This window comes from Pseudomonas sp. B37(2017) (assembly GCF_002112885.1).
GTDB classification, from domain to species: Bacteria; Pseudomonadota; Gammaproteobacteria; order Pseudomonadales; family Pseudomonadaceae; genus Aquipseudomonas; species Aquipseudomonas paraglycinae.
In genome coordinates this window covers 12315-37006 of sequence record NZ_NEIX01000013.1, presented here as the reverse complement: position 1 = coordinate 37006, position 24692 = coordinate 12315, and the positions used below count along the sequence as shown (strand labels likewise).

Below are 24692 nucleotides of genomic sequence, written 5' to 3'. Positions count from 1 at the left end.
TTCATGAGCGCTGTTATCACGCCTGCAGATTTTAACGATTACAAAGTTGCCGACATGTCCCTGGCTGCCTGGGGCCGTCGCGAAACCATCATCGCCGAGTCGGAAATGCCGGCCCTGATGGGTCTGCGTCGCAAGTACGCTTCCGAGCAGCCTTTGAAAGGCGCAAAAATCCTCGGCTGCATCCACATGACCATTCAGACCGCCGTGCTGATCGAAACCCTGGTTGCCCTGGGTGCCGAAGTGCGCTGGTCGTCCTGCAACATCTTCTCGACTCAGGACCAGGCCGCTGCTTCCATCGCTGCTGCCGGCATCCCGGTTTTCGCCTGGAAAGGCGAGACTGAAGAAGAGTACGAGTGGTGCCTGGAGCAAACCATCCTGAAAGATGGCCAGCCATGGGACGCCAACATGATCCTCGACGACGGCGGCGACCTGACCCAGCTGCTGCACGACAAATACCCACAGGTTCTGGATCGCGTTCACGGCGTGACCGAAGAAACCACCACCGGCGTACACCGTCTGCTGGACATGCTGGCCAAAGGCGAGCTGAAAATCCCGGCCATCAACGTCAACGACTCGGTGACCAAGTCCAAGAACGACAACAAGTACGGCTGCCGTCACAGCCTGAACGACGCCATCAAGCGCGGCACCGACCACCTGCTGTCCGGCAAGCAAGCGCTGGTCATCGGTTACGGTGACGTGGGCAAGGGCTCGGCCCAGTCCCTGCGTCAGGAAGGCATGATCGTTAAAGTCTCTGAAGTCGACCCGATCTGCGCCATGCAAGCCTGCATGGACGGTTTCGAACTGGTTTCGCCGTTCATCGACGGTATCAACGACGGCACCGAAGCAAGCATCGACAAAGCGCTGCTGGGCAAGATCGACCTGATCGTGACCACCACCGGCAACGTCAACGTTTGCGATGCAAACATGCTCAAAGCCCTGAAGAAGCGCGCCGTTGTCTGCAACATCGGTCACTTCGACAACGAAATCGACACCGCTTTCATGCGCAAGAACTGGGCATGGGAAGAAGTGAAGCCACAGGTACACAAGATCCACCGTACCGGCCCGGGCGCTTTCGACGCTCAGAACGACGACTACCTGATCCTGCTGGCCGAAGGCCGTCTGGTGAACCTGGGCAACGCCACCGGTCACCCAAGCCGCATCATGGACGGTTCGTTCGCCAACCAGGTTCTGGCGCAGATCTTCCTGTTCGGCCAGAAGTACGCCGACCTGTCGCCAGCCCAGAAAGCCGAGCGCCTGACCGTTGAAGTACTGCCGAAGAAACTCGACGAAGAAGTGGCCCTGGAAATGGTTCGCGGCTTCGGCGGCGTGGTCACTCAACTGACCAAGCAACAGGCTGACTACATCGGCGTGACCGTCGAAGGCCCGTTCAAGCCGCACGCTTACCGCTACTAAGAGCAGCTGCGAGCTTCAAGCTTCAAGCGGCAAGCAAGGCCACAAGCCGAGCTTGCCGCGCGAAGCCCGAAAGCTCTGCCCCTATTTGTCAAAACAGTGTCAGGCCGCAAGCTTCAGGCACAAGAGACCAGCGCACCTCCGCTGCTCTTGCAGCTTGAAGCTTGCAGCTTGTAGCTGGAGGTCCCCTCCATGTCCCAAGACCGTCGCTACAGCTTCGAGTTCTTCCCGACCAAGACCGATGCTGGGCATGAAAAACTGCTCGCCACTGCCCGTCAGTTGGCCACTTACAACCCTGATTTCTTTTCCTGCACCTACGGCGCGGGCGGCTCGACCCGTGACCGCACGCTGAACACCGTGTTGCAGCTGGAAAGCGAAGTCAAAATCCCCGCCGCCCCGCACCTGTCGTGCGTCGGCGACAGCAAGGACGACCTGCGCGGCCTGCTGAACGAGTACAAGGCTGCCGGCATCAAGCGCATCGTCGCCCTGCGCGGTGACCTGCCATCCGGCATGGGCATGACCAGCGGCGAGCTGCGTCACGCCAATGAACTGGTTGAATTCATTCGTGAAGAAACCGGCAATCATTTCCACATCGAAGTTGCCGCTTACCCGGAGATGCATCCGCAAGCGCGCAATTACGAAGACGATCTCGCCAACTTCGTGCGCAAGGCCCGTGCCGGCGCCGACAGCGCGATCACCCAGTACTTCTTCAACGCCGACAGCTACTTCTACTTTGTCGACCGTTTGCAGGCGCTGGGCGTGGACATTCCGGTCGTGCCGGGGATCATGCCGATCACCAACTACAGCAAGCTCGCGCGCTTCTCCGATGCCTGCGGTGCGGAAATCCCGCGCTGGATCCGCAAGCAGCTGGAAGCCTACGGCGATGACAGCCAAAGCATTCAGCGCTTTGGCGAACAGGTCGTCAGCGAGATGTGCGAACGCCTGCTGCAAGGCGGCGCGCCTGGCCTGCACTTCTATTCCATGAACCAGGCCGAACCGAGCCTGGCGATCTGGAACAACCTGAAGCTGCCGCGCTAAAAAGACGTCACCGTAAGACCAGAAGATCGCAGCCGCGACAACGCCAACAGCGTTTTCGCCGCTGCGATCTTTTGCTTTTAACGCCCGAAACAGAGCTTCTACGGCCAGTTTCTGGCTCTTTGCCGTTTCTCGTCGTAATCTCAAGCCATGCCTTTGATCACGCAGTTATTCGCCGTGCTGGTTTTTGCTTGCCTGAGCTTTGCGGCTCGGGGCGAGAAGCTGCGTATCGTCACCGAACCGTGGGCGCCGTACGTCTATGAACAGGGCGGCAAGAACCTCGGTCTGGACTACGAAACCACCGCCATCGTGTTCAAGCGCCTGGGCATCGAAGTCGAATGGCAGTTCCTGCCGTGGAAACGCTGCCTGTCGATGCTCGAAACCGGCCAGGCCGACGGCGCGCTGGACATCTTTCACAGCGATGAACGCGACGTCACTCTGCTCTACCCGAGCGAACCGTTGTCGGACGTCGAGTTCGTGATGTTCTACGCCAACGAGCGACCACACCCTTTTAGTAGCCTGGAAGACCTCAAAGGCCTGACCGTCGGCACCTCGCCGGGCTATCTGTACAGCCCGGACTTTCGCGAATCGACCCTGTTCACTCGGGAACCGGCACCGACCCACGAAGCCAACTTCGGCAAACTGGTGCGCGGGCGCATCGACCTGCTGATCACCGATCGCCGCGTGGGTCAGCATTTGCTTGATGAACTGGGCATTCGCGACAAGATCACGGAAAACCCCACGGTCATCAGCCGCCAGAGCCAGTTTCTGGCCGTGCGGCGCAATGCCGGGATGGATCTGCTGGTGCAGCGCTTCGGCGCCGAACTCAAGCGTTTCAAGCGCGAACCGGCCTATGCCGAGCTCAGCGCCCGCTACGGCGCGGCCCCCGCCCTGACGGCGCCGCTGGGCAACGCCACCGCCAGCGGCAAAACCGTTGAGCAGCAGGAAAGCGGCGCGCAGTGATTGCTCTGTTATACTCCGGCGTTCCCGCCAGGCTCACGCCCGGACGCCCGGAACCGTAACAGGCCTCCCGACCCGCTACAGCGCAGCTTTTCAGCCCGCGCGAGCGCTCCGGACGTGCCTTCGGAACCGCAGCAGGACCGGACGGGATTGCGTCCTCTTAAACGCCATTCGCGCCAGGCAAGACTCCCATTGGGCCAAGCCCTAACTGAAACAGGATTACTCATGTCCTTTGCTTCCCTCGGTCTCTCCGAGGCTTTGGTCCGCGCTATCGAAGATGCGGGCTATACCGAGCCTACTCCGGTGCAACAGCGGGCCATTCCCGCCGTGTTGCAAGGTCGCGACCTGATGGTTGCGGCACAGACAGGTACCGGTAAAACCGGCGGTTTCGCCCTTCCGATCCTGGAGCGGCTGTTCCCCAACGGCCACCCGGACAAATCCCAGCGTCACGGCCCGCGTCAGCCGCGCGTGCTGGTCCTGACCCCGACCCGCGAACTCGCGGCCCAGGTTCACGACAGCTTCAAGATCTACGCCCGCGACCTGAAATTCGTCAGTGCCTGCATCTTCGGCGGCGTCGGCATGAACCCACAGGTTCAGGCCATGTCCCGTGGCGTGGACGTCCTCGTTGCCTGCCCGGGTCGTCTGCTCGACCTGTGCGGCCAGGGCAGCGTCGATCTGTCCCACGTTGAAATCCTCGTGCTCGACGAAGCTGACCGCATGCTCGACATGGGCTTCGTCCACGACGTGAAGAAAGTCCTCGCGCGCCTGCCGGCCAAGCGTCAGAACCTGCTGTTCTCGGCGACCTTCTCCAAAGACATCACCGACCTTGCCGGCAAGCTGCTGCACAACCCGGAACGCATCGAAGTGACGCCGCCGAACACCACGGTCGAGCGCATCGAACAACGCGTGTTCCGTCTGCCGGCCAGCCACAAGCGTGCGCTGCTGGCCCACCTGATCACCGCCGGCGCGTGGGAACAGGTGCTGGTGTTCACCCGCACCAAGCACGGCGCCAACCGTCTGGCCGAGTACCTGGACAAACACGGCCTGCCGGCTGTGGCGATCCACGGCAACAAGAGCCAGAACGCCCGCACCAAAGCTTTGGTCGACTTCAAGGCCGGTGAAGTGCGCATTCTGGTAGCGACCGATATCGCCGCCCGTGGCCTGGACATCGACCAGTTGCCACACGTGGTCAACTTCGAACTGCCGAACGTCGATGAAGACTACGTGCACCGTATCGGCCGTACCGGCCGGGCAGGTCGTTCGGGCGAGGCGATCTCGCTGGTCGCACCGGACGAAGAAAAACTGCTGAAAAGCATCGAGCGCATGACCAAGCAGAAAATCGCCGACGGCGACCTGATGGGCTTCGATGCCAGCACCATCGAGGCCGAGAAGCCGGAAGCCCGTGAGCGTCCGGACATGCGCAACCCGCGCAATGCCCGTGGCCCACGCGGCGACGGCCCGAATGGCGGCGGTGGCGGCGGTCGTAAAGACAAGGGCAAAGACAAGGGCAAGGAAAAACCGGCCGGTGAGCGTGGCGAGCGTCCAGCCCGTCAACAAAAGCCGCGTGAAGGCACTCCGGCCCGCGAACAGCGCCAGCCAAGCCAGCCGCCACGCGCCGCAGCTGACCGTGCTCCGGACGAGTTCCTCGACGACGATATCGATAACTTCGGTAACCGCGTTGATTACGTGCCGAAGCAGGCTCCGGCCGGTGGTCGCAACCGTCGCCCGGGCGCTCCGGCGCAAGGCGCAGGTTCGGGCGCAACACGCGGCAGTCAGCCACAAGGTCGCCAGAACGGTCCGCGCAACAGCAACGGTTCGAGCACCGGCACTCCGCCAGGCAAGCGCAGCGGCCCACGCAACGGTGCCCCGCGTGACGGTCAGGGTCGTCGCGATGAAAACCCGCGCAACCGCCGCCCGGCCCGTGACGATCAGCAACGCGCTGAACCGGCCGTGCAGAACCCGCGCAGCAGCGGACCGAAGATCATGCACAAGGAGTCGAAAGCCGACCGCTTCCCGACGCCTGAGCAGCTGGATCAACTGCCAAGCCGCCCACGCGGTGAAAAACCGGCCTTGCTGACCCGCAATCGCTGAGTTTTCCACTGCAATGAAAAATGCCCCGGCCTGAAAACCGGGGCATTTTTTTTGCGCGCCGCCGAGACGAGAATTACGGCAGGCCATAAAAAACGCCCCCGGTCGCAAGACCGGGGGCGTTTTTGTGTGGCCGGCGAAAATTACTTCGCTTTCACACCTTCAAACGAAACGTACAGCTCGACCGCGTCGGACTTCGGACCCAGGTCTTTCTGCTTGCCGAAATCGGAACGCTTGATGGTGGTGGTGCCTTCGAAGCCGGCACGGTAGCCGCCCCATGGATCCTTGCCTTCGCCCAGGAAGGTAGCCTTCACGACCACTGGCTTGGTAACGCCCAGGATGGTCAGGTCGCCGGTCACGTCAGCGGTGTTGGCACCGGTGGACTTGACGCTGGTGGAGACGAAGGTTGCCTTGGCGAACTTGCCTGCGTTCAGGAAGTCAGCGCTGGCGATGTGCTTGTCGCGCTCGGCGTGGTTGGTGAACACGCTGGCGGTGTTCACGTTGAACTCGATCTTGCTGTCTTCAGGCTTGGCAGCGTCGAAGCTGAACTTGCCATCGATGTCCTTGAAGGTACCGGTGATGAAGCTGTAGCCCAGGTGGCTGATCTTGAAGTCGACGAAGGCGTGCTGGCCTTCTTTATCAACCACGTAGTCAGCGGCCATCACGTTGGCGGACAGGACGGCAGAGCCGATTGCCAGAGCGGCCAGAGTCTTTTTCAACATGCTTTGTTTTCCTTTGGAGTCGAGGTTGAACATCAGGCTTTGCGTCCCAGCATTCGTGTCAGGGTCGCATCACGATCGATAAAGTGGTGCTTCAATGCTGCCAACGCATGAAGGCCGGAAAAAATTACCAGCGCCCATGCCAGCCAGAGATGAATCACACCGGCGGTATCTGCCTGATCCGGTAGTCCGGAAACCAGTGCAGGAACTTCAAACAGGCCAAACACCGGGATCCCGACACCGTCTGCGGTGGAAATCAGGTAACCGGCAATCATCACGGCGAACAGCGCAAGGTACAGAAACCCATGGCCGAATTTGGCGCCGATGCGGGTCATGCGGCTGTAGCTTTGCAGCGTTGGCGGTGGTGGGCTGACAAAGCGCCACAACACCCGCAACACCATCACACCCAGCAGCACCAGACCGATGCTCTTGTGCAGATCCGGCGCGTCTTTGCGCCAGGTGCTGTAGTAATCCAGCCCCACCATCCACAGACCCAGCGCGAACAGCCCGAAGACCACCAGCGCCACGCCCCAGTGCATGAAGATGCTGACCCAACCGTAGCGCGAAGAAGAGTTACGTAGCTGCATTGCCCAAATCCTGTGAGAACTGCGAACCAAGACTAGCGAGTTATCTATCGAATTAAAGCGGAAAATTTCGCTTTGAAATATCGAGAAATACGATCAAGAGTCTTGAACAGGGGAGTTAAGGAAAGATTAAAGACGATTTTGTGTCGCGATGTCAGGCGCAGGTTGCGCGAAATCTGCTGAGCTCGTAGGGGCCGCGCTCGGGGCAAGACCGTTTTCTCTGAAGGGGCAATGACAAGGAAAAAATTGTTTCAGCCAAGCAATATGTATAGCCACTTGTGTATTTCACCTTGATTGAATGGGTGCTCGATAACTCCTCTCAAAGGTGGAAAACATGGCTATTCGTTACATCCCATTTCAAGCAATTGGATCACCCGTATTACCGCCCAATCAGACTATGTCGCCCGGACAGTTTCTGACATCCGAGAACGGACGATTCCGCTTGATATTGCAAGCCGACGGCAACTTGTTAATCAAGGATGGAGAGGCTGTAATCTGGATCGCAGATGCGCACCAAGCTCATAGCATTACTTTGCATCAGAAAAAAATGCGTGAGCCCCTGCAGTTTGTGATCAGCAATAACGGTTTTCTTTATGATGCTTCGAGAAAACGATTATGGATTGCCGAAAGTACACACAGCATCGACAAATCGCTTTGGTACAACACTTGTCTGGTCATTCAGAACGATGGAAATCTGGTGATTTATGACCAACGCACGGGAGGCGTGCGCTGGGCGCGCTTCGGCTTCGTTCCTGGCCGCCTCCCGAAGCCAAAACCAAGATGGCTGAGAAAACTGCCGGACGGGATAGAAGTTTATGAATGGACGTTTTCCTGAATGGTTTCTCCAACCGTGGCAAGAAAACCCGGCTTCAAGAACTTTTGAACAACGGTGGTGGATCGAGACAGTCGGGCTTATATGGATCTATCCGACACTTATGGGCCAACTCTGAATCATGGCCTTTAAGTACCAACCGACCATCCACACAGCCGGACAATGCTACCAACATAGCAATCAGAACCACTGCTTTCATATCGCCCTCCAAATTTATTGAAGAACATAGAATCAAGCTGAAGCGCCCTCAATCGCCTCTTTCCTGTATTTCTGTGGGAAGCATCCGATAGATCGACGATGTATGTAGGACTGTGGTGTCCTTCAAAAACCGGCCAAAGATTCAGATATAAAAAAACGCGGCCATTGAGCCGCGTTTTTTTTAAGCCTGAAGGTTACTGAGCCTTCGTCTCGGTGGTTGCCGCCGGTTTGGCCGCTGACTTCTTCGCCGGTTCAGCTTTTTTCGCCGCAGGTTTCGCTGCAGGTTTTTTCGCTTCGGTCTTGGCCGCCGGTTTCTTCGCTGCTGGTTTGGCAGCCGCTTTCTTGGCTGGCTCGGCTTTTACCGGAGCTGCTGGCTTCGGTGCTTCCACCGGGGCTGGCGCAGGGGCCGGGGTCGGTGCAGGCGCTGGGGCGGCTGGAGCAGGTGCCGGCTCTGGCGCTTTCACTGGCTCTGGTTTCTTGTCGTCGTCCGAACCGCCGAACAGGTTGGTGAAGAAGTTGCCTTTCTTCGCCGCCACGGCTGCACCCGCTGCACCTGCCGCTGCGGCGGTGGCTGCTGCCGGGCCGACTTTGGCCGGTTCGAAGGATTTGCCCGCCGCCAGGTCTTCAACCTGACTGGCCGCGCGCTGGCCGGTGCGCAGTGCGCCTTCCAGAGTGCCCGGGTACAAGGTGTCGGTGTGTTCGCCGGCAAACGCTACGCGTTGCAGCGGACGCTCCCACAGACGCCAGTATTTGCTGATCTGGCCAGGACCGAAGGCGAGGTAAGAACCGCCGGTCGATGGATCGGTGCTGTAGCGACGGATTTCATAGCCGGTGAACGAGCCACGGGCCTGTGGATAAAACGCGTGCAGACGAATCAGCACCTGATCGACCATCTGCTTGTCGCCGAAGGCCTGCATGACGCGGGCGTTGTCGCCGGACAGGTTGATCACCACGTTCGCGCCGCCCTTCAGGGCTGGCTCGATCCACAACATGCCAAGACCGGTGTTGCTGTAGATCTCGCCGGACATCCGCGCCTTGCTTTCCCACACAGGCGTCTTGAACTTCAGCATGATCTGGTCGCGCCAGCCATAGTTGGTGCCCTTGATCGCAGCCAGGTGCTGGGCATCCAGCGCCGGGGTCAGCTGAATCTTGTTGAGGGCGCGCAATGGCACCGCCAGCACGACGTAGTCTGCCGAATAGCCCACGCTGCCGACCTTGACGGTCACGCCGTCCTTGTCCTGGGTGATGGCGGACACCGGCGAATCGGTCTTGATGGTTTTCAGCTGTTTGACGAAGGCCTGGGCCAGCACCGGGCTGCCACCGACCAGTCGCGAAGCGCGCAGGTCACGGTCGGACACGCCGCGATACACCCGGCTCTGCTGCGCGAAGTACAGCAGCGACAGGCGCGAAGGCTCGTCGTAGTGGGTGCGGATGTCCTGGTTGATCAGCTGACGCGCGGTGGCCGGCAGGTTCTGCTTGTCGAGCCAGCTCGAAACGTTGATCTGGTCCAGGGCGTGCAGGGTGTTGGTCGCGGCCGGGTTCTGCGGGTCGTCGATCGAACGCGCCAGATCGTCACGGGTTTTCTCGTAGCGCTTCAGCGCTTCGGCCGTAGCAGGCTGTTTGGTGGTCAGGTCGGCGGCGGAGAAATACTCGCCGTCGATCAGGTAACCCGGAGTCCGTACGAATTCAGGCGCTGGCGTGGTGTTCAACTTGAAGGTCGATACGTACTTGTTCAGCACCGGTTGAGTTTTGTCGTTGCCGATCCACTCGCTGGTGGCCATGCCCGAGCGACCGCCCAGGCTCGGCTTGGCTTCCAGCAGCGTGACCTGCCAGCCCTTGTTCTGCAGTTCGTAAGCCGCCGTCAGGCCCGACAGGCCGCCGCCGATCACGATTGCGGTTTTATCCTTGGCCAGCGCCGTAACGCTAAACAGCCCCAACACCACTAGCGCACAGGCGCGCAGCCAACCGACAGACATTCAGCGAACTCCGGAAAAACACGTAGGAAAATGCAGTTTTGCGGGTCAGACGACCCAAAGAACCGCGAAGAATACGTCAGCCATCAAAACGCCGCCAGCGACGTCTATCGGCCCATACAAAGTAGCTCAATCGACACAATGGGTTGTCCCGGCGCGACGCATTGCATAGGCTTGCGCGATTGTTTGCCCGCGCCTGACGCGAGCCGCCTCGAGGAGACTGAACATGGGCCTGAACAACCAGTGGATGCAACGCGATCTCGCGGTGCTGTGGCATCCCTGCACCCAGATGAAAGACCACGAACAGCTGCCGCTGATCCCGATCAAGCGCGGTGAAGGCGTCTGGCTGGAAGACTTCGAAGGCAAGCGTTATCTGGACGCGGTCAGCTCCTGGTGGGTCAACGTGTTCGGCCATGCCAACCCTCGCATCAACCAGCGCATCAAGGATCAGGTCGATCAGCTGGAACACGTGATTCTGGCCGGCTTCAGCCATCAGCCGGTGATCGAGCTGTCCGAGCGTCTGGTGAAGATGACGCCGGAAGGCCTGAACCGGGTGTTCTACGCCGATAACGGTTCGTCCTGCATCGAAGTCGCGCTGAAAATGAGCTTTCACTACTGGCTCAACCGCGGCCAGCCGAACAAGAAGCGCTTCGTCACCCTGACCAACAGCTACCACGGCGAGACCATGGCGGCGATGTCGGTCGGTGACGTGCCGCTGTTCACCGAAACCTATAAAGCCCTGCTGATGGACACCATCAAGGTGCCGAGCCCGGATTGCTACCTGCGCCCGCAGGGCATGAGCTGGGAAGAACACTCGCGCAACATGTTCGCGGCGATGGAGCAGACCCTGGCCGAGAACCACGAGAGCGTCGCGGCCGTGATCGTCGAGCCGCTTATCCAGGGCGCCGGCGGCATGCGCATGTACCACCCGGTCTATCTCAAGCTGCTGCGCGAGGCCTGCGACCGTTACGGCGTGCACCTGATTCACGACGAAATCGCCGTCGGCTTCGGCCGCACCGGGACGATGTTCGCCTGCGAACAGGCCGGCATCCGTCCGGACTTCCTGTGCCTGTCGAAAGCCCTGACCGGCGGTTATCTGCCGTTGGCCGCGTGCCTGACCACCGACGAGGTGTACAGCGCGTTCTACGACGATTATCCGACCCTGCGCGCCTTCCTGCATTCGCACAGCTACACCGGCAACCCGCTGGCGTGTGCGGCGGCATTGGCGACCCTGGATATTTTCGAGCAGGACAACGTGATCGAAAACAACCGGGCGCTGGCCCAGCGCATGGCTTCAGCCACGGCGCATCTGGTGGATCATCCGAATGTCTCGGAAGTCCGTCAGACCGGCATGGTGCTGGCGATCGAGATGGTCAAGGACAAAGCCACGAAAGAGGCTTATCCGTGGCAGGAACGTCGCGGCCTGAAGGTGTTCCAGCATGCGCTGGAGCGTGGCGCATTGCTGCGCCCGTTGGGCAGCGTGGTGTATTTCCTGCCGCCGTACGTGATCACCCCGGAGCAGATCGACTTCCTAGCCGAAGTCGCCAGCGAAGGCATCGACATTGCCACTCGTGACAGCGTCAGCGTGGCGGTGCCGAAGGATTTCCATCCCGGGTTCCGTGATCCGGGCTAAGCACGACTCGTACTCGTTCCCACGTCGAGGCGTCGAACCGTCTGCGTGGGAATGCAGCCCGGGACGCTCCGCGTCCCAAAAGCGGACGCAGAGCGTCCAACGAGGCATTCCCACGCAGAGCGTGGGAACGATCTACTTAAAGAGAACCACCATGAGACTGTCCCGCTTCTTTATCGACGCCCCGCTCAGCACCGGCGAACACGAACTGCCGGAAGCCCAGGCGCATTACATCAGCCGCGTGCTGCGCATGGCCGAGGGCGATGCGGTACAGATGTTCGACGGTTCCGGCCACGAATTTCGCGGATCGCTGGTGGAAGTCGGCAAGAAACGCGTGGTGGTGCAGATCGACGAGCAGTTCGCCGGTCAGGTCGAATCGCCGCTGCAAATCCACCTCGGCCAGGGCCTGTCCCGGGGCGAGCGGATGGACTGGGCAATCCAGAAAGCCACCGAACTGGGCGTGACCGAAATCACCCCGATCTTCAGCGAGCGCTGCGAAGTCCGCCTCAAGGACGAACGCGCCGACAAACGCCTGCTGCACTGGCGCCAGGTGGCAATCAGCGCCTGCGAGCAATGCGGTCGTTCGCGGGTGCCGGTGATTCATCCACCGGTGCTGCTGGCCGACTGGCTGAAGCAGACCGAAGCCGAACTGAAACTGGTGCTGCACCCGGTCGCCGAGCCGCTGGTCAGCCATGCCAAACCATCGACCCTGGCGTTCCTGATCGGCCCGGAAGGCGGCTTGTCCGACGCCGAAGTCGAGCAAGCCAAGGCCAGCGGCTTCCACGCCGCCCGCCTCGGCCCGCGCGTGCTGCGCACCGAGACTGCGCCGGTTGTGGCGCTGGCGGTGGCGCAGCAACTGTGGGGTGATTTCTAACGCGTCACTGCACCGGATCACTGATCGGTCTGGCGATGATTGCCTTGAGTTCGCTGGTCATCGGGAACTCAAGGTTCAAGCCTTTCGGCGGAATCGGCTGTTCGAACCACTTGCGGTAGATGCCGTTGATCTCCCCCGAGCTGTACAGGTCGGCCAGCACACCGTTGACCAGCGCGAGGAACTGCGGATCATCCTTGCGCACCATGCAGCTGTAGATTTCCCGCGATTGCTCCTCTCCCACCACGACCCAATTATGCGGATCGCGCGCCTTGGCCCGCTCGCCGTAAAGCAGCGCATCGTCCATGTAAAACGCCGCCGCACGCCCTGATTGCAGCATCTGGAATGCCTCGCCGTGATCCTTGGCGCTGATGACGAACATGTTCAGTTTATGGTCGAGGTTGTAGTTCTTCAGATAGCGCTCGTTGGTGGTGCCGGCGGTGGTCACCACGTTCTTGCCGCGCAGGTCATCGAAGCTGTGGATGCCACTGTCCTTGGCGGTCAGCAGTTGACCTTTGACGTAGATGAAACCGTAGGAGAACGCGACCTGCTTCTGCCGTTCGGCGGTTACCCCGGTGGAACCGCATTCAAGGTCGACCGTGCCGTTCTGCACCAGCGGAATCCGCGTCTGCGACGTCACCAGGTTGTACTTCACCTTCAGTTCCGGCAGCGCCAGTTGCTGCTTGATGCGCTCGACGATCTTGTCCGCCAGTTCCACCGAATACCCCATTGGCTGGCCCGTGTGATCGCCCACATACGAGAACGGCACCGACGCATCGCGATAACCCAGGGTGATGCTGTTGGTGCTGGCGATCTTGCCGAGCGTACCGGTCAGCGGCACTTCATTGGCCTGCGCCTGAGCGCCGAAAACCAGCGCCAGAGTGCAGCCGAGCAACGTGATTTTTTGCATTGTTATTCTCCGTTGTGGGTGGGGTGTTTTAGCAGAAACCGTCACGCCGCACGGGGATTGAACCCGTGCAGATCAATGGATGTGCGCTGCTCGCCAATCAGTTCGCTGAGCAACTGCCCGCTGCCACAGGCCAGGGTGAAACCCAGCGCACCATGGCCGAGGTTGAGCCACAGATTGCGATACGCCGTGGCGCCCAGCAGTGGAACGCCGGTGGGCGTGGCCGGGCGCATGCCGGCCCATTCGACGGCCGCATCGTAGTTGCCGGCGTCGGGAAAGGTGTCTCGGGCCTGGCGCTTGATCAGCGCCAGTCGCTCGGGATCCACCGCCGGGTCGAAACCGACGATGTCGACCATCGCCGCTACGCGCAGTTGTTCGCCGATACGCGCGTAGACGATCTTGCGGTCGTAGTCAGTGATGCTCACGTCCGGCGCTCGGTGCCCGTTACCGATCGGCACGGTCAGGCTGTAGCCCTTCAGCGGATACAGCGGCAGGCGCAGGCCGGGCAGCGCCAGCAACGGGCTGCGATGGCCGGCGGCGATCACCAGTTGTTCAACCGGCAGGGTTTCGTCGCCAAGCTCAATCGCCGTGACCGCGCCGTGGCTGTGACGAATGCCGGTAACCGCCTGACCGAGACGAAACTCGCAACGGCCCGACGCCTTCAAGCGCGCCGCCAACTGTTGGCAGAAACCGTGACAGTCGCCGACTTCTTCATCCGGCGTGTAGATCGCGCCTACAAACGGCGCATCGGCCAGTGCCGGTTCCAGTTGCGCACATTCGGTGGCGGACAACACCTGCTGTTGCTGCGGATCGGCGAGGCCTTTGCGTGCATGCTCGAAGCTGGCGGCATTGCGGAAGGTCACCAGTTTGCCGTTGCGCCGCCAGTTGAAACCGACCAGTCCGTCGTCCTCGCGCCAGCGTTTCAGCGTGCTCTGGCTGAACAGCGCCAGACGCAACAGATGCGCGGCGTTTTCGCGGTTGACCGAGGTGCGGCACGCGGCGAGAAACGAGGCCATCCAGCGCCACTGAGCCGGGTCCAGGCGCGGGCGCAGCTTGAGCGGTGAATCGCCGCGCAGCATCCAGCCGATCGCCTGCAACGGCACGCCGGCATCGGCCAGCGGCGCAACGTAGCGGTAGGACAACTGGCCGCCGTTGGCGAAACTGGTTTCGCTGCCCAGCGCCTGCCGCGCCTCGACCACTGTCACTTCGAAACCGTCGCGCACCAGCGCCCAGGCCGTTGCCAACCCGATCACGCCGCCGCCGATGATGCACACACGCTGAGTCATGTCCGTCCTTAATCGTTCTTGAAGACGAGGCCGAGGTTAGGGTGAGGTGACAGGCGCCGAACAATGAATAAAGATGCCAAACCTATAAACAAAGGTTATGGGATCGTCATGCGCCTTCGTCATATCGAGATTTTCCAGGCCATCCGCCAGACCGGCTCGATCAGCGCCGCTGCGCAGTTGCTGCACGTCTCGCAACCGGCGGTGACCAAGGTGCTGCAGCACGCCGAGCAGCAATTGGGCTTTCCATTGTTTCTGCGGGTGCGCGGCAAGTTGCAGGCGACCCCGGAAGCGCTGGAGCTGGAACGCGAAGTCGACAAGGTCACGGAAAGCCTGCAAGGCGTGCGGCGTCTGGCCCAGAGCCTGCGCCGCGAACCCGGCCACAGCCTGCGAATCGGCGCGACCCCGGCGCTGGCGCTGTCGTTGCTGCCGCCGGCGATCCAGCAGTGGACGGCGCAATTCCCGGACATCGCCTGCGAACTGTCGAGCGCCCACAGCCGCGAGCTGATGCAGAACCTGCTGATGCGCGAAGTGGACGTGGCCCTGACGTTGCAGTTGCCGGATCATCCGGGGCTGAAGGCCCAGGCATTGGCTTCGGGGGTACTGGTGGCGCTGGCGCCGAAAGGTTACTGGCCGGAGGACGATGCCGGTCAGCCGTTGCCGCTGATGGCGTTGGCGGGAGCGCCGCTGATCGGGCTGTCCAGCGCCGATCCACTGGCTGCCCGGCTCGACAGTTATCTCGAAGCGGTCGAGCCACCGCCCCGTGTGCGGATCGCCGTGCAAACGTATTCGCTGGCGCGTGCAATGGTGGAGTCCGGCGCCGGGGTGGCGGTGATCGACCCGTTCACCGCCCTCGGTGCCTCACCGACCAGCACCGTGATTCGCCCACTCGCCCCACCGCTGCCGATCACGCTGTACGCGGTGACTCGCGCCACCGAACCACCGCCACATACCCTCGGCGACCTGTTGCAGATATTCAGCAGCCGCGCACAGATACAACTGCAAACCTTGGTCCCCTGTGGGAGCGAGCTTGCTCGCGATAGCGGTGTAACAGTCAACAAAGATGCCGATTGAAATGACGCCTTCGCGAGCAAGCTCGCTCCCACAGGAGTTGCGATTAAAGGACGTAAAACAGAATCGCCACAAAGTGCAGCAAACTCCCGGCGATCACAAACAGATGCCAGATCCCGTGGGCATGCCGCAGGCGATGGTCGAGGGCAAAAAAGATAATCCCCACGGTGTACAACACGCCTCCCGACGCCAGCCAGGCAAACCCCGCCGTCCCCAGCGCAGCGATCAGCGGCTTGACCGCCACCAGCACGATCCAGCCCATCACCGCGTAGATCACGATCGACAGGATCCGCGCCTCGGAGCGCGGCTTGATCTCTTGCAGGATGCCGATCAGCGCCAGCCCCCAGACAATCCCGAACAGCGTCCAGCCCCACGGCCCGCGCAGGGTCACTAAACAGAACGGCGTATAACTGCCGGCGATCAGCAGGTAGATCGAAAAGTGATCGACCTTCTTCATGATCGCTTTCTTGCGCCCGCGCACGCTGTGGTACACGGTCGATGCGCTGTAGAGCACCAGCAAGGTGAAGGCATAAATCGCCACGCTGACGATCTTCCACGGGCTGCCGTCGAGGCTGGCAATCACCAGCATCCAGACGCCCCCGACAAACGCCGCTACCGCCCCGACCAGATGCGTCCAGGCGTTCAGTTTTTCTCCGTGATACATGTGTCGCACACCTCGATTTCATTACCGCAGCGCGCAAGGCTCGGGCCTTGAGCGTAAAAGCGCAATGTTTCCGTTCAACGCGGGCCTGCACCTGCCCTGATATTTGGGCACAATCGACCGATACCAAGAAGAGTCCGCGCCATGCTGATCGACGAAGAATTGACCCTGAAGAAACTCGAGGTGTTCCTCGCCTTCATGCGTACCGGCAACCTCGCCCGCGCCGCCGCCGAGTTGCAGACCAGCAACGTCAGCGTGCACCGCGCGATCCATTCGCTGGAAAGCGCCCTGCGCTGCCCGTTGTTCAAACACGAAGGACGCAACCTGACGCCGCTGGAGAGTGCCTACGTGCTCGAAGAGCGGGCGCAGAAACTGATTCAGGACGTGGTCGAAAGCGTGCGCCTGACCCGCGAAGCCGCCGGGTTCTCGGCCGAGCGCTTCAAGCTAGGCTCGCTGTATTCGCTGACGGTGAAAACCGTGCCGCAGCTGATCATGGGTTTGAAGATCCGCCGCAGCGAACTCAACATCGACCTGATCCTCGGCTCGAACATCGACCTGCTCTACAAGCTGAAGAACATGGAAGTCGACGCGATCCTGGTGTCGCTGGACGACACCGTCAACGACCCGGACTGCGAACAGATTCCGCTGTTTTCCGACGACATCTTCCTCGCTACGCCAGCCGATTCGCGCTTCGCCCAGCGCAGCGAAGTGGATCTGGCAGAGGTACGCGATGAGACCTTTATTACCCTGACCCAAGGCTTCGCCACCCATCAGGATGGTATCCGGGTGTTCAGGCAGGCGGGGTTCGAGCCGAAGGTGGCGATGCAGGTCAACGACATCTTCACCCTGCTGAGCATGGTCAGCTCCGGGGTCGGTTATGCGTTGCTGCCGGGGAGGATTGCGGCGGTGTACGAGAACCGGGTGAAGCTGATTCCGTTGCAGGAGAAGTACCGGTTGCAGCAGCACATCGGGGTGGTGTTTTTGAAGGCAAAAGAGCGGGATCCGAATTTGCTGGCATTGCTGGCGGAGTGCCGGATGTATGCCAATCGCCAGACCACCTAACGATCGTTCCCACGCTCTGCGTGGGAATGCCTCAATGGACGCTCTGCGTCCGCTTTTGGGACGCGGAGCGTCCCGGGCTGCATTCCCACGCAGAGCGTGGGAACGATCAACGATCTGTTAGCCAACGATTCCGCGAACAATGAAGAACAGCAGCGATGGACCCAGCAAGCACCCAAGCCCGGTGTGGAAGGTCGCGGTCAAAGCGCCATAAGGCACCAACCGCCGATCCGTCGCCGCCAGCCCCGCCGTCACACCACTTACCGTACCGGCCAGCCCGCCGAACACCATCGCCGAGCGCGGGTTATCCAGGCCCATCCAACGCGCCGCCACCGGCGTGCCGACCATCACCAGAATCGCCTTGATCAACCCGGTGGCAATCGACAACGCCATCACATCCGACGTCGCGCCAATCGCCGCACCCGTCACCGGCCCGACAATGTAAGTCACCGCACCCGCGCCGATGGTAGTCATGCTCACCGCATCGCGATAACCGAACGCGTAGGCCATGCACGCGCCGACAATGAACGGCAGGATCGTGCCCAGCAGCAGCGCAATCACGCCGATCATCCCGGCCTTCTTCGCCTCGGTCGCCTGCACCTCAAACGCCGTGGCAACGATCGCAAAGTCCCGCAGCATCGCGCCGCCCATCAGCCCGATGCCGGAGAACAGCGTCAGGTCCGCCAGGCCCTTCTGCCCGCCCGTCATCGTGCCGCCGACCCAGGCCAGCACCAGGCCGATGACGATGGCAATCGCCGAGCCGTGAATCCGCCCGAAGGTCAGGCGTTTGGAGAGGATCACCGAGACCCACATGATCACGCCGACGAAGGCGAACGCGGTGATCAGACCGTTGTGTTCCAGACCTTTTTCAATGAGATCCCACATATCAGCGACCTCCTACCGGTGTGCCGACCGGGGAGATTTCCGCCGGTTCGTCGGGCAAAGGCTCGCCCTTGTGGGTGCGGCTGATCAGGGCAATCGTGCAGCCACAGACCACCACCGAACCGATCGCCGCCAGCACCGCCACCGGGCCGCCGTGCAGGGCGGTGACGACGTTCTGTTGCGCGGCCATCGCCACCACCACGGGAATGTACATGGCGCCCCAGAAGCCGACGCCCATCTCGCACTCCTTGGTCATGCCGCCGCGCTTCTGCATCCACAACCGCGCGCAGATCAACAGGATCATGGCGATGCCGACCCCGCCGACGTTGGATTTGACCCCCAGCAGCACGCCGAGCAGGTCACCCATGATCACCCCTGACAGCGTACAGATCGCCAGCAGCGCCACACCGTAAATAATCATTGTTGTAGTCCTCAAAGTGCATCGTCGAATGTTGTTTTTGTTGTTCGAAGCCTGAGTCGGTGATTTAGGGTCGTCGGCCCTCCTCTTCACGCAACAGCGCCTGCAAGGTGTCGAGCCGGGCACTGTCGAAGGCAGTGACGGTGCCCTGTTCGAACACCCGGCGCGCCAGCCCGGTCAACACCGCACCGGGCGGCAGTTCGATCTGTAGACGAACGCCGCGCTCGTAAGCGCTTTGCACGGTGCCGCGCCAGTCCACCACGCGGCACATGTTGAAGGCGAGGTCGTCGCGCAGTGCTTCTACCTGGGTCACAGGCCTTGCGCGGCTGCCGCTCAGGTAAGCGATTTTCGGTGTTTTCAGTTCTACCCTGGCGAACGCTTCGGCGAGCGTTTGCGCAGGCTCGTCCAGCAACGGACAGTGCGACGGCACGCTGACCGCCAGACGTTTTGCCAGCCCGGCGCCACGACTGCGCGCCAGCTCGGCGACCGCTTGCATCGCCTGGTCGCTGCCGGCAATCACCACCTGGTTATCGGCGTTGATGTTGGCCAGGTACACCGGTGTTTCTGCGCTGTGTACCTGCGCCAGCAGCGTTTCGACTGTGGATAATTGCAGGCCGATGATCGCGGTCATGCCGAAGCCCTGTGGATAAGCCTGCTGCATCAACTCGCCACGCAGACTGACCAGATGCAACGCATCGCTGAAACTCAACGCTCCGGCGACCACCGCTGCCGGGTAGGCACCGATGGACAGACCTGCGACGTAATCCGCGGCAAGTCCGTCCTGCAACAATTGCCGCGAGGCTGCGACTCCGGCGATCAGCAGGCAGAGCTGAACCGCCCGTGTGCTGCGCAACGCTTCGCTGGAATCCAGCCGCAAGACATCTTCACCGAGGCTATCGCTGGCCTCGATCAGCGTTTCCCGAGGCAAACGCTGGAGCATGCCGGGCTGCTGCGCGCCCTGACCGGGAAACACCAGCAGACTGCTCACGCTGCCTGCTCCTGCGGGTTCCACGGATCAGACACCAGACAGACTTCATGGGCGTTTTTCAGCAGCACCCGCAGAGCATTTCCGGCCCATTCGCGCAGGGCGACGGCACCGAACGGCGTCTGCAATTGCAGATCGACCCGGCAGATCGCCTGATCGAAAACCGCCACCAGTTTGCGTGCCTGATTACGGGTGATGAGTTGCGGTGTACGCAGGATCAAATCGAGATCGCTGGCTTGGTGCATCGCCGTAAATCCACTGGCCAATTCAAACCCGACGCTGCCACTGACGCCCCAGATCCAGCCGCAATCATCGAGTACCGGCCGCAGTTGCCGCAGCGCGTGCATGACCGGCAGATCACGCTCGCTCTCGACCTGACAAAGCGCTTCCGGGCTGACCCGACAGGCAATCGAATCGATCGCCATGAACGCCGCCAAGCGCTGCTCGCGCAACCGACCGCGCACGCCCACCGCCACGAACCCGTCTTCACTCAACGCCCGCCGCACCACCACCGGTTGCCCGGCAGCCAGCGAATCAATCGCCCACTGCGGCGCATCCGCCGGCAACTGCGCCGGCGTCATGCCCCACAGCAGGTCGTGGGCCAGAGGCGTGTTCACCACTGCGCCCTCAGCAGTTCCCGTACGCGGCTGGACGCTTCACGATTTTTCGCGCCGAGACGATTGCTCAGATCAGTCGACGAAATATCGCCGATGGCTTGCTTCAGGCATTCGCTTACTCGCGCCAGATCCTCCGCCGTCGGCTGCTCGATCTGCTGCACCGACAGGGTTTCCCAGAGCAACCCGAGGCTGGCATAGCTGTCGATGTCATACGCCATCGGCGGCACGCTGGACGCCAGGGCTTCCAGTTCTTCGACGCTGCGCAAGGTCACCCGCGCCGCCGACGCCTTACCCATCGCATGCACCATCACCCCCGGATCACGCAGGGCAATCAAGCGATTGGCCTGATAACCGTGAGCGAGAAACGCCCCGGACATGGCCTTGCCCACCAGCAGCGCAATCACCGGATGCCCGGCCAGACGGGCGCGGGCATAAGCGTCCGCCGCACCGGCCAGAGCCTGATGAATGCCGAGGGCTTCTTCGCGGCGACCGTAGGCCTGGCTCGGCACATCGACGATGGCGATCAGTGGGCGCTTTTGCGTTTTGTCTCGGTCGGCGGTGATCGCATCATCCACCGCCTTGGCCAGACCCCAGCCTTCGAGCAAACCGACTTCGCCGTTGCGAGCGCGGGGGAAACGGTTTTGCGGATCGGCGACCACCGCGATAAAGCGCCCGAGCTCACCGTCAGCGACCTTCAGCGATGCCGGCAAACCCTGAACGGCATTCGCCCCAGCGCTCAAGGCGTTGAACCAGTTCAAACCGCGCACGGAATAACCACTCATGAGCGCTCTCCTTGATACAGATCGCGAACCACCGAAGGCTCTATTTGCTTGTCAGTGTCCAGGCTCGTCAGGCGTTGCAGGAACCACTCGGCCCGCTGACTGCGCGGTTGCGCCGGCAAGCCTTGTTGCAACAATTCGCCGACCTGTTGGCGAATCTGCGCCACGTCATCGGCGACGTAACGGTCCACCAGACCACTGGCAAACCGTTGCTCGCCGCCGGTCAGGCTCCAGATGAAGGGCCGGTCGCGGGAGTCGTATTCCTCGATCCCGGCTTCCTGCTCGATCACCTGCGGGCCGTTCAGGCCGAGGCGCGCCTCCTGGGTCACCAGCAAATAGCTGCACAGCGCGGCGGCAATCGACATCCCGCCAAAGCAGCCGACGCTGCCGGCCACCACGCCGACCACCGGCTGGTACTGCTGCAAATCGACAATCGCCGCGTGGATGTCGGCAATCGCCGCCAGCCCGAGGTTGGCTTCCTGCAAGCGCACACCGCCGGTTTCCAGCAGCAGGATGGCGCGGGTCGGAATGCCTTTGCGGTTGTCCTCGGCGGCCAGTTCCAGCGCGCCGGCGATTTTCGCGCCGCCGACTTCACCGAGACTGCCGCCCTGAAACGCACCTTCGATGGCCGCGATCACCACCGGCAAACCGTCGAGATTGCCCTTGGCGATCACCACGCCGTCATCGGCTTGCGGCACCACGCCCTGGCGTTCGAGCCATGGCGACATGACGCGTTGAAACGGGTCGAGCAGTTCGCGGAAGGTGCCGGCGTCGAGCAAGGCTTTCGCCCGCTGCCGGGCGCCGAGTTCGACGAACGAATGTTTGTGTAGAAGCGCTGAGGCGTCAGTCATGGCCGATCTCCTCGAAGCCTTGTTCCAGACGCAGACGCACCACGCCCGGGGTCGCGCCGAAGTCGTGAATATCGATGGCCATCGCCGGTGGCGTGGTGCCGTCGAACATCCGCGCGAACAGATGCTGCCAGCGCTGCTGCGCACCATTGACAGAGGTCTGCACGCTGATTGTCAGCTTGCCGGCCAGGCCCGGTTCGATCAGCACTTCCAGATCGCCCGAGCCGACACAACCGACCAGCGCCCGACCGCGCGGCGGCTGCCCGGCGGGGAATTCAAAGGATAAGGTTTCCATCAAAACGCTCCCTGAAGGATGCCGTCGCGCTCGATTCGATCAAGCAGCAGAGTGGCGGCGAGCAAGTCGGCGGCACCACCGGGCGAGGCATTCAATGCGATGAGTTGTTGATCCAGTTCGTGCAGGCGGCGGCGACCGGTGAGGCTGGCGCTGCCACCGGCGTCGAGCACTGCCTGGGCGCCGTGCTGCATAGCGTGCAGACCCTGTTCGCCGGCGCGGTACAGCACGCAGGTGTCGGCGAGGTCGGTCATGATCGCCAGCAAGCCATCGAGCCGGGCGTTCTGTTCGCCATGGCCGGCGGCGCGGCTGCGTTTGAGCTGCGGCAGGCCGCGTTGCACCACGGACGGGAAGCCGAGTTGCGCTTCTTCCCGGGCACCGCGAGCGCCGTAGCGTTGGGCGACTTGGGCGCCGTGGCTCAGCGGACGCGGCGCATAACGGTCATCGAGCAACGCCAGACGCGCAGCGCGCAGGGTGACGGCTCCAGCGCTGGTGGATTTGGTGTCCAGCCCAGCAGCCGTGACCAGCAGGCCCAGCGCCCAGATCGCCCCGCGATGGGTGTTCACGCCGTGGGTGGTGGCGAGCATCGCTTGCTCGCCTTCCCTTCCGATGCGGCCGATGGCTTCGCGCAGCGGCAAGCCGATCTCGCCGAATTCGAGCGCGGCTTCGGCCATTTCCTTGAACGCCGGCCACAACGCCAGTGCCGAAGCGTGCATCAATCCCAGGTGCAGATCGGTGTGCGCACCGTTGCCACGTCGGTCCACCAGCGCCGGTTTTGGTGACAGGTCGGCTTCGTCGATCAGCGCGTCCACGGCCAGATCCGCCAGCCGTTCCGCGAGGGTGATGGTTTTCGGTTGCAGGTTGAGTGCGTGCATTACCAGCTCCTGAACTTGGCGGGCGGGTTGTAGAGGCCGCCGGACCACTCGACCAGATCGGCCACGCTCTTCGCCGCGAGCAATTCGCGGGTGGCGTCGGTGCGGCGGATGCCAAGGTCTTCGGGCAAGGCGATCAGGCCTTCGCGGCGCATGCGTTCGGTGTCTTTCGGGTTGTGGCGCAGGCCGATGGCGGTGACGCCGGCGACTGCAGCGATCATCGCCTGACGCTCTTCCAGCGAACGCGCCTTGTACAGGTAGGCGATGCCCTCTTCGGTGAGCAGGTGAGTAACGTCGTCGCCGTAGATCATGATCGGCGCCAGCGGCATCCCGCTTTTCTTCGCCACCTCCACTGCGTCTAGGGTTTCGACGAAGGTCGGTTTGCCGCCCTCCTGGAACGTTTCGACCATTTGCACCACGAGTTTCTTGCCGCGTTCGAGCATCGGTTGCTGCGAGTCGTCGAGGCGCATGTCGAGCCAGGCCGGAGTGCCGTGACGCCGACCGCGTGGGTCGTGCCCCATGTTCGGTGCGCCGCCGAAACCGGCGAGGCGACCTCGGGTGACGGTGGAGGAATGACCATCGCCATCGACTTGCAGGGTCGCGCCGATGAACAGGTCCACCGCGTATTGCCCGGCCAGTTGGCAGAACATCCGGTTGGAACGCAGCGAGCCGTCACGCCCGGTGAAGAACACATCGGGGCGAGCGGCGATGTAGTTTTCCATGCCCAGTTCGGTGCCGAAGCAATGCACGCTTTCGACCCAGCCGCTTTCAATCGCCGGGATCAGCGTCGGGTGCGGGTTGAGCGTCCAGTTGCGGCAGATCTTGCCCTTGAGGCCGAGGGATTCGCCGTAAGTCGGCAGGATCAGTTCAATGGCCGCGGTGTTGAAACCGATGCCGTGGTTCAGCGACTGCACGTTGTGTTTTTCGTAGATCCCGCGGATCGCCATCATCGCCATCAGCACGTGCACAGGCTTGATGTGGCGGGGGTCGCGGGTGAACAGCGGTTCGATGTAGAACGGCTTGTCCGCGACCACCACGAAATCCACCCACGATGCGGGGATGTCCACACGAGGCAGTTCGCTGACGTCGTCCACCAGTTGGTTGACCTGGACGATGACGATGCCGTCGCTGAAAGCGGCCGGTTCGATCAGCGCCGGGGTGTCTTCGGTGCTCGGGCCGGTGTAGATGTTGCCGGCACGGTCGGCCATGAACCCGGCCGAGAGCACGACGTTGGGGATCAGGTCCACCACCAGCCGGGCGTAGAGTTCGATGTAGGTGTGGATCGCACCGACTTCCAGCAGACCGTCTTCTAGCAACTGGCTGATGCGCAGGCTCTGGGTGCCGGCGAAGGAGAAATCGAGCTTGCGGGCGATGCCGCGTTCGAACAGGTCCAGATGCTCGGAGCGACCGACACTGGGCATGATCATGTGCAGGTCGTGGAGCTTTTCAGGATCGGCCTTGGCCAGAGCGCGCGAGAGGAAATCCGCCTGCTTCTGGTTGTTGCCCTCCAGCACCACACGGTCGCCGGGCAAGATCAGCGCCTCAAGCGCGGCGACGATTTTGTCGGTGGGCAACACCGCACCGTCGGCCAGCCCGCGCACCTTGTCGAGGCGCCGCTGCTTCTCGTCACGCCGCCGCGTCCAGCGCGAGTCGGGGGAAATGGTTGTTGTCATGCTCACTCCACGGGGTTCGCTGTCGTGGAGCTACCTTAGGAGTGT

General features: G+C 61.9%; 24 protein-coding genes. 9 read left to right on the top strand and 15 right to left on the bottom strand.

Going from position 1 to position 24692, the window contains the following annotated elements; translation table 11 throughout:
- Nucleotides 1-3 precede the first annotated feature (3 nt).
- From ahcY to CAF90_RS25480, 4 genes are all read left to right on the top strand, one after another.
- Entirely contained in the window at nucleotides 4-1413 is a 1410-nt protein-coding gene (ahcY, locus tag CAF90_RS25495) for an adenosylhomocysteinase (RefSeq protein WP_007959684.1), read from the top strand.
- Between the two features lie 189 nt (nucleotides 1414-1602).
- Nucleotides 1603-2448: a methylenetetrahydrofolate reductase [NAD(P)H] gene (metF, locus tag CAF90_RS25490; RefSeq protein ID WP_085608882.1), complete on the top strand. Its 846-nt coding sequence runs from the start codon at nucleotides 1603-1605 to the stop codon at nucleotides 2446-2448.
- Between the two features lie 147 nt (nucleotides 2449-2595).
- Nucleotides 2596-3408: an ABC transporter substrate-binding protein gene (locus CAF90_RS25485; RefSeq protein ID WP_085608881.1), complete on the top strand. Its 813-nt coding sequence runs from the start codon at nucleotides 2596-2598 to the stop codon at nucleotides 3406-3408.
- 222 nt (nucleotides 3409-3630) lie between these two features.
- The gene (locus CAF90_RS25480) at nucleotides 3631-5496 is read left to right on the top strand and encodes a DEAD/DEAH box helicase (protein ID WP_085608880.1); all 1866 of its coding nucleotides are present in this window, start codon (nucleotides 3631-3633) and stop codon (nucleotides 5494-5496) included.
- A 140-nt stretch (nucleotides 5497-5636) separates the two neighbouring features.
- Here CAF90_RS25480 and CAF90_RS25475 read toward each other — a convergent pair whose 3' ends face one another.
- Together CAF90_RS25475 and CAF90_RS25470 are read right to left on the bottom strand one after the other, a co-directional pair.
- The gene (locus CAF90_RS25475) at nucleotides 5637-6215 is read right to left on the bottom strand and encodes a YceI family protein (RefSeq protein ID WP_085608928.1); all 579 of its coding nucleotides are present in this window, start codon (nucleotides 6213-6215) and stop codon (nucleotides 5637-5639) included.
- A 32-nt stretch (nucleotides 6216-6247) separates the two neighbouring features.
- Nucleotides 6248-6799, bottom strand: a complete 552-nt coding sequence (locus CAF90_RS25470) for a cytochrome b (RefSeq protein ID WP_007959675.1) — start codon at nucleotides 6797-6799, stop codon at nucleotides 6248-6250.
- 331 nt (nucleotides 6800-7130) lie between these two features.
- On the opposite strand from CAF90_RS25470, the gene CAF90_RS25465 reads away from it, so the two are divergent.
- The gene (locus CAF90_RS25465; protein ID WP_085608879.1) at nucleotides 7131-7631 is read left to right on the top strand and encodes a hypothetical protein; all 501 of its coding nucleotides are present in this window, start codon (nucleotides 7131-7133) and stop codon (nucleotides 7629-7631) included.
- Nucleotides 7632-8020: 389 nt separating this feature from the next.
- On the opposite strand, the gene CAF90_RS25460 is transcribed toward CAF90_RS25465, so the two are convergent.
- Nucleotides 8021-9802 carry a flavin monoamine oxidase family protein gene (locus CAF90_RS25460; RefSeq protein WP_085608878.1) on the bottom strand — a complete coding sequence of 594 codons (1782 nt, stop codon included), beginning with the start codon at nucleotides 9800-9802 and terminating at the stop codon, nucleotides 8021-8023.
- A 223-nt stretch (nucleotides 9803-10025) separates the two neighbouring features.
- On the opposite strand from CAF90_RS25460, the gene CAF90_RS25455 reads away from it, so the two are divergent.
- Both CAF90_RS25455 and CAF90_RS25445 read left to right on the top strand, forming a co-directional pair.
- Nucleotides 10026-11432, top strand: coding sequence for an adenosylmethionine--8-amino-7-oxononanoate transaminase (locus CAF90_RS25455; RefSeq protein WP_085608877.1), 1407 nt, complete (start codon nucleotides 10026-10028; stop codon nucleotides 11430-11432).
- Between the two features lie 151 nt (nucleotides 11433-11583).
- Complete coding sequence (locus CAF90_RS25445; RefSeq protein WP_085608875.1) at nucleotides 11584-12303, top strand: 16S rRNA (uracil(1498)-N(3))-methyltransferase; 720 nt, start codon at nucleotides 11584-11586, stop codon at nucleotides 12301-12303.
- Nucleotides 12304-12307: 4 nt separating this feature from the next.
- On the opposite strand, the gene CAF90_RS25440 is transcribed toward CAF90_RS25445, so the two are convergent.
- Nucleotides 12308-13210 (bottom strand): transporter substrate-binding domain-containing protein, encoded by a 903-nt coding sequence (locus CAF90_RS25440; RefSeq protein ID WP_085608874.1) that lies wholly within the window; start codon nucleotides 13208-13210, stop codon nucleotides 12308-12310.
- A gap of 41 nt (nucleotides 13211-13251) precedes the next feature.
- Nucleotides 13252-14493 carry a D-amino acid dehydrogenase gene (locus CAF90_RS25435; RefSeq protein ID WP_085608873.1) on the bottom strand — a complete coding sequence of 414 codons (1242 nt, stop codon included), beginning with the start codon at nucleotides 14491-14493 and terminating at the stop codon, nucleotides 13252-13254.
- Between the two features lie 108 nt (nucleotides 14494-14601).
- Between CAF90_RS25435 and CAF90_RS25430 the strand changes: the two genes are divergently transcribed.
- Nucleotides 14602-15564: a LysR family transcriptional regulator gene (locus CAF90_RS25430; RefSeq protein WP_085608927.1), complete on the top strand. Its 963-nt coding sequence runs from the start codon at nucleotides 14602-14604 to the stop codon at nucleotides 15562-15564.
- A 43-nt stretch (nucleotides 15565-15607) separates the two neighbouring features.
- Here the strand turns inward: CAF90_RS25430 and CAF90_RS25425 are convergent, their stop codons facing one another.
- Nucleotides 15608-16225 (bottom strand): hemolysin III family protein, encoded by a 618-nt coding sequence (locus CAF90_RS25425; RefSeq protein ID WP_011336351.1) that lies wholly within the window; start codon nucleotides 16223-16225, stop codon nucleotides 15608-15610.
- A gap of 141 nt (nucleotides 16226-16366) precedes the next feature.
- Here CAF90_RS25425 and CAF90_RS25420 point away from each other — a divergent pair, with 141 nt between their 5' ends.
- Entirely contained in the window at nucleotides 16367-17284 is a 918-nt protein-coding gene (locus CAF90_RS25420; RefSeq protein ID WP_074690186.1) for a LysR substrate-binding domain-containing protein, read from the top strand.
- Nucleotides 17285-17401: 117 nt separating this feature from the next.
- Here CAF90_RS25420 and madM read toward each other — a convergent pair whose 3' ends face one another.
- The 9 genes from madM to mdcA all read right to left on the bottom strand — a co-directional run bounded on the left by madM (nucleotide 17402) and on the right by mdcA (nucleotide 24647).
- Nucleotides 17402-18166, bottom strand: a complete 765-nt coding sequence (madM, locus tag CAF90_RS25415; RefSeq protein WP_007953314.1) for a malonate transporter subunit MadM — start codon at nucleotides 18164-18166, stop codon at nucleotides 17402-17404.
- Nucleotide 18167: 1 nt separating this feature from the next.
- Nucleotides 18168-18584, bottom strand: a complete 417-nt coding sequence (madL, locus tag CAF90_RS25410; RefSeq protein WP_085608872.1) for a malonate transporter subunit MadL — start codon at nucleotides 18582-18584, stop codon at nucleotides 18168-18170.
- A 64-nt stretch (nucleotides 18585-18648) separates the two neighbouring features.
- Nucleotides 18649-19569 (bottom strand): malonate decarboxylase subunit epsilon, encoded by a 921-nt coding sequence (mdcH, locus tag CAF90_RS25405; RefSeq protein ID WP_085608871.1) that lies wholly within the window; start codon nucleotides 19567-19569, stop codon nucleotides 18649-18651.
- Nucleotides 19566-20186: a malonate decarboxylase holo-ACP synthase gene (locus tag CAF90_RS25400; RefSeq protein WP_085608870.1), complete on the bottom strand. Its 621-nt coding sequence runs from the start codon at nucleotides 20184-20186 to the stop codon at nucleotides 19566-19568. Before CAF90_RS25400 ends, mdcH begins: the two co-directional genes overlap by 4 nt.
- The gene (mdcE, locus tag CAF90_RS25395; protein WP_085608869.1) at nucleotides 20180-20965 is read right to left on the bottom strand and encodes a biotin-independent malonate decarboxylase subunit gamma; all 786 of its coding nucleotides are present in this window, start codon (nucleotides 20963-20965) and stop codon (nucleotides 20180-20182) included. The genes CAF90_RS25400 and mdcE overlap by 7 nt, the downstream gene beginning before the upstream one ends.
- A complete protein-coding gene (locus CAF90_RS25390; RefSeq protein ID WP_085608868.1) occupies nucleotides 20962-21813 on the bottom strand; it encodes a biotin-independent malonate decarboxylase subunit beta in 852 nt (283 codons plus the stop codon). The genes mdcE and CAF90_RS25390 overlap by 4 nt, the downstream gene beginning before the upstream one ends.
- Nucleotides 21806-22105, bottom strand: coding sequence for a malonate decarboxylase subunit delta (locus CAF90_RS25385; protein WP_085608867.1), 300 nt, complete (start codon nucleotides 22103-22105; stop codon nucleotides 21806-21808). Before CAF90_RS25385 ends, CAF90_RS25390 begins: the two co-directional genes overlap by 8 nt.
- The gene (locus tag CAF90_RS25380) at nucleotides 22105-22977 is read right to left on the bottom strand and encodes a triphosphoribosyl-dephospho-CoA synthase (protein ID WP_085608866.1); all 873 of its coding nucleotides are present in this window, start codon (nucleotides 22975-22977) and stop codon (nucleotides 22105-22107) included. Before CAF90_RS25380 ends, CAF90_RS25385 begins: the two co-directional genes overlap by 1 nt.
- Nucleotides 22977-24647, bottom strand: a complete 1671-nt coding sequence (mdcA, locus tag CAF90_RS25375; RefSeq protein WP_085608865.1) for a malonate decarboxylase subunit alpha — start codon at nucleotides 24645-24647, stop codon at nucleotides 22977-22979. Before mdcA ends, CAF90_RS25380 begins: the two co-directional genes overlap by 1 nt.
- Nucleotides 24648-24692 lie beyond the last annotated feature (45 nt).

Excerpts from the sequence above, each read along its gene's own strand:
- CAF90_RS25430 (WP_085608927.1), top strand. The coding sequence starts at position 14,602 with ATGCGCCTTCGTCATATCGAGATTTTCCAGGCCATCCGCCAGACCGGC.
- CAF90_RS25480 (WP_085608880.1), top strand. The coding sequence starts at position 3,631 with ATGTCCTTTGCTTCCCTCGGTCTCTCCGAGGCTTTGGTCCGCGCTATC.
- mdcA (WP_085608865.1), bottom strand. The coding sequence starts at position 24,647 with ATGACAACAACCATTTCCCCCGACTCGCGCTGGACGCGGCGGCGTGAC.
- CAF90_RS25460 (WP_085608878.1), bottom strand. The coding sequence starts at position 9,802 with ATGTCTGTCGGTTGGCTGCGCGCCTGTGCGCTAGTGGTGTTGGGGCTG.
- CAF90_RS25435 (WP_085608873.1), bottom strand. The coding sequence starts at position 14,493 with ATGACTCAGCGTGTGTGCATCATCGGCGGCGGCGTGATCGGGTTGGCA.
- madL (WP_085608872.1), bottom strand. The coding sequence starts at position 18,584 with ATGATTATTTACGGTGTGGCGCTGCTGGCGATCTGTACGCTGTCAGGG.
- CAF90_RS25385 (WP_085608867.1), bottom strand. The coding sequence starts at position 22,105 with ATGGAAACCTTATCCTTTGAATTCCCCGCCGGGCAGCCGCCGCGCGGT.
- mdcE (WP_085608869.1), bottom strand. The coding sequence starts at position 20,965 with ATGAGTGGTTATTCCGTGCGCGGTTTGAACTGGTTCAACGCCTTGAGC.
- CAF90_RS25475 (WP_085608928.1), bottom strand. The coding sequence starts at position 6,215 with ATGTTGAAAAAGACTCTGGCCGCTCTGGCAATCGGCTCTGCCGTCCTG.
- ahcY (WP_007959684.1), top strand. The coding sequence starts at position 4 with ATGAGCGCTGTTATCACGCCTGCAGATTTTAACGATTACAAAGTTGCC.
- CAF90_RS25470 (WP_007959675.1), bottom strand. The coding sequence starts at position 6,799 with ATGCAGCTACGTAACTCTTCTTCGCGCTACGGTTGGGTCAGCATCTTC.
- CAF90_RS25485 (WP_085608881.1), top strand. The coding sequence starts at position 2,596 with ATGCCTTTGATCACGCAGTTATTCGCCGTGCTGGTTTTTGCTTGCCTG.
- CAF90_RS25420 (WP_074690186.1), top strand. The coding sequence starts at position 16,367 with ATGCTGATCGACGAAGAATTGACCCTGAAGAAACTCGAGGTGTTCCTC.
- CAF90_RS25465 (WP_085608879.1), top strand. The coding sequence starts at position 7,131 with ATGGCTATTCGTTACATCCCATTTCAAGCAATTGGATCACCCGTATTA.
- CAF90_RS25445 (WP_085608875.1), top strand. The coding sequence starts at position 11,584 with ATGAGACTGTCCCGCTTCTTTATCGACGCCCCGCTCAGCACCGGCGAA.
- CAF90_RS25425 (WP_011336351.1), bottom strand. The coding sequence starts at position 16,225 with ATGTATCACGGAGAAAAACTGAACGCCTGGACGCATCTGGTCGGGGCG.
- madM (WP_007953314.1), bottom strand. The coding sequence starts at position 18,166 with ATGTGGGATCTCATTGAAAAAGGTCTGGAACACAACGGTCTGATCACC.
- CAF90_RS25390 (WP_085608868.1), bottom strand. The coding sequence starts at position 21,813 with ATGACTGACGCCTCAGCGCTTCTACACAAACATTCGTTCGTCGAACTC.
- CAF90_RS25455 (WP_085608877.1), top strand. The coding sequence starts at position 10,026 with ATGGGCCTGAACAACCAGTGGATGCAACGCGATCTCGCGGTGCTGTGG.
- metF (WP_085608882.1), top strand. The coding sequence starts at position 1,603 with ATGTCCCAAGACCGTCGCTACAGCTTCGAGTTCTTCCCGACCAAGACC.
- CAF90_RS25440 (WP_085608874.1), bottom strand. The coding sequence starts at position 13,210 with ATGCAAAAAATCACGTTGCTCGGCTGCACTCTGGCGCTGGTTTTCGGC.
- CAF90_RS25380 (WP_085608866.1), bottom strand. The coding sequence starts at position 22,977 with ATGCACGCACTCAACCTGCAACCGAAAACCATCACCCTCGCGGAACGG.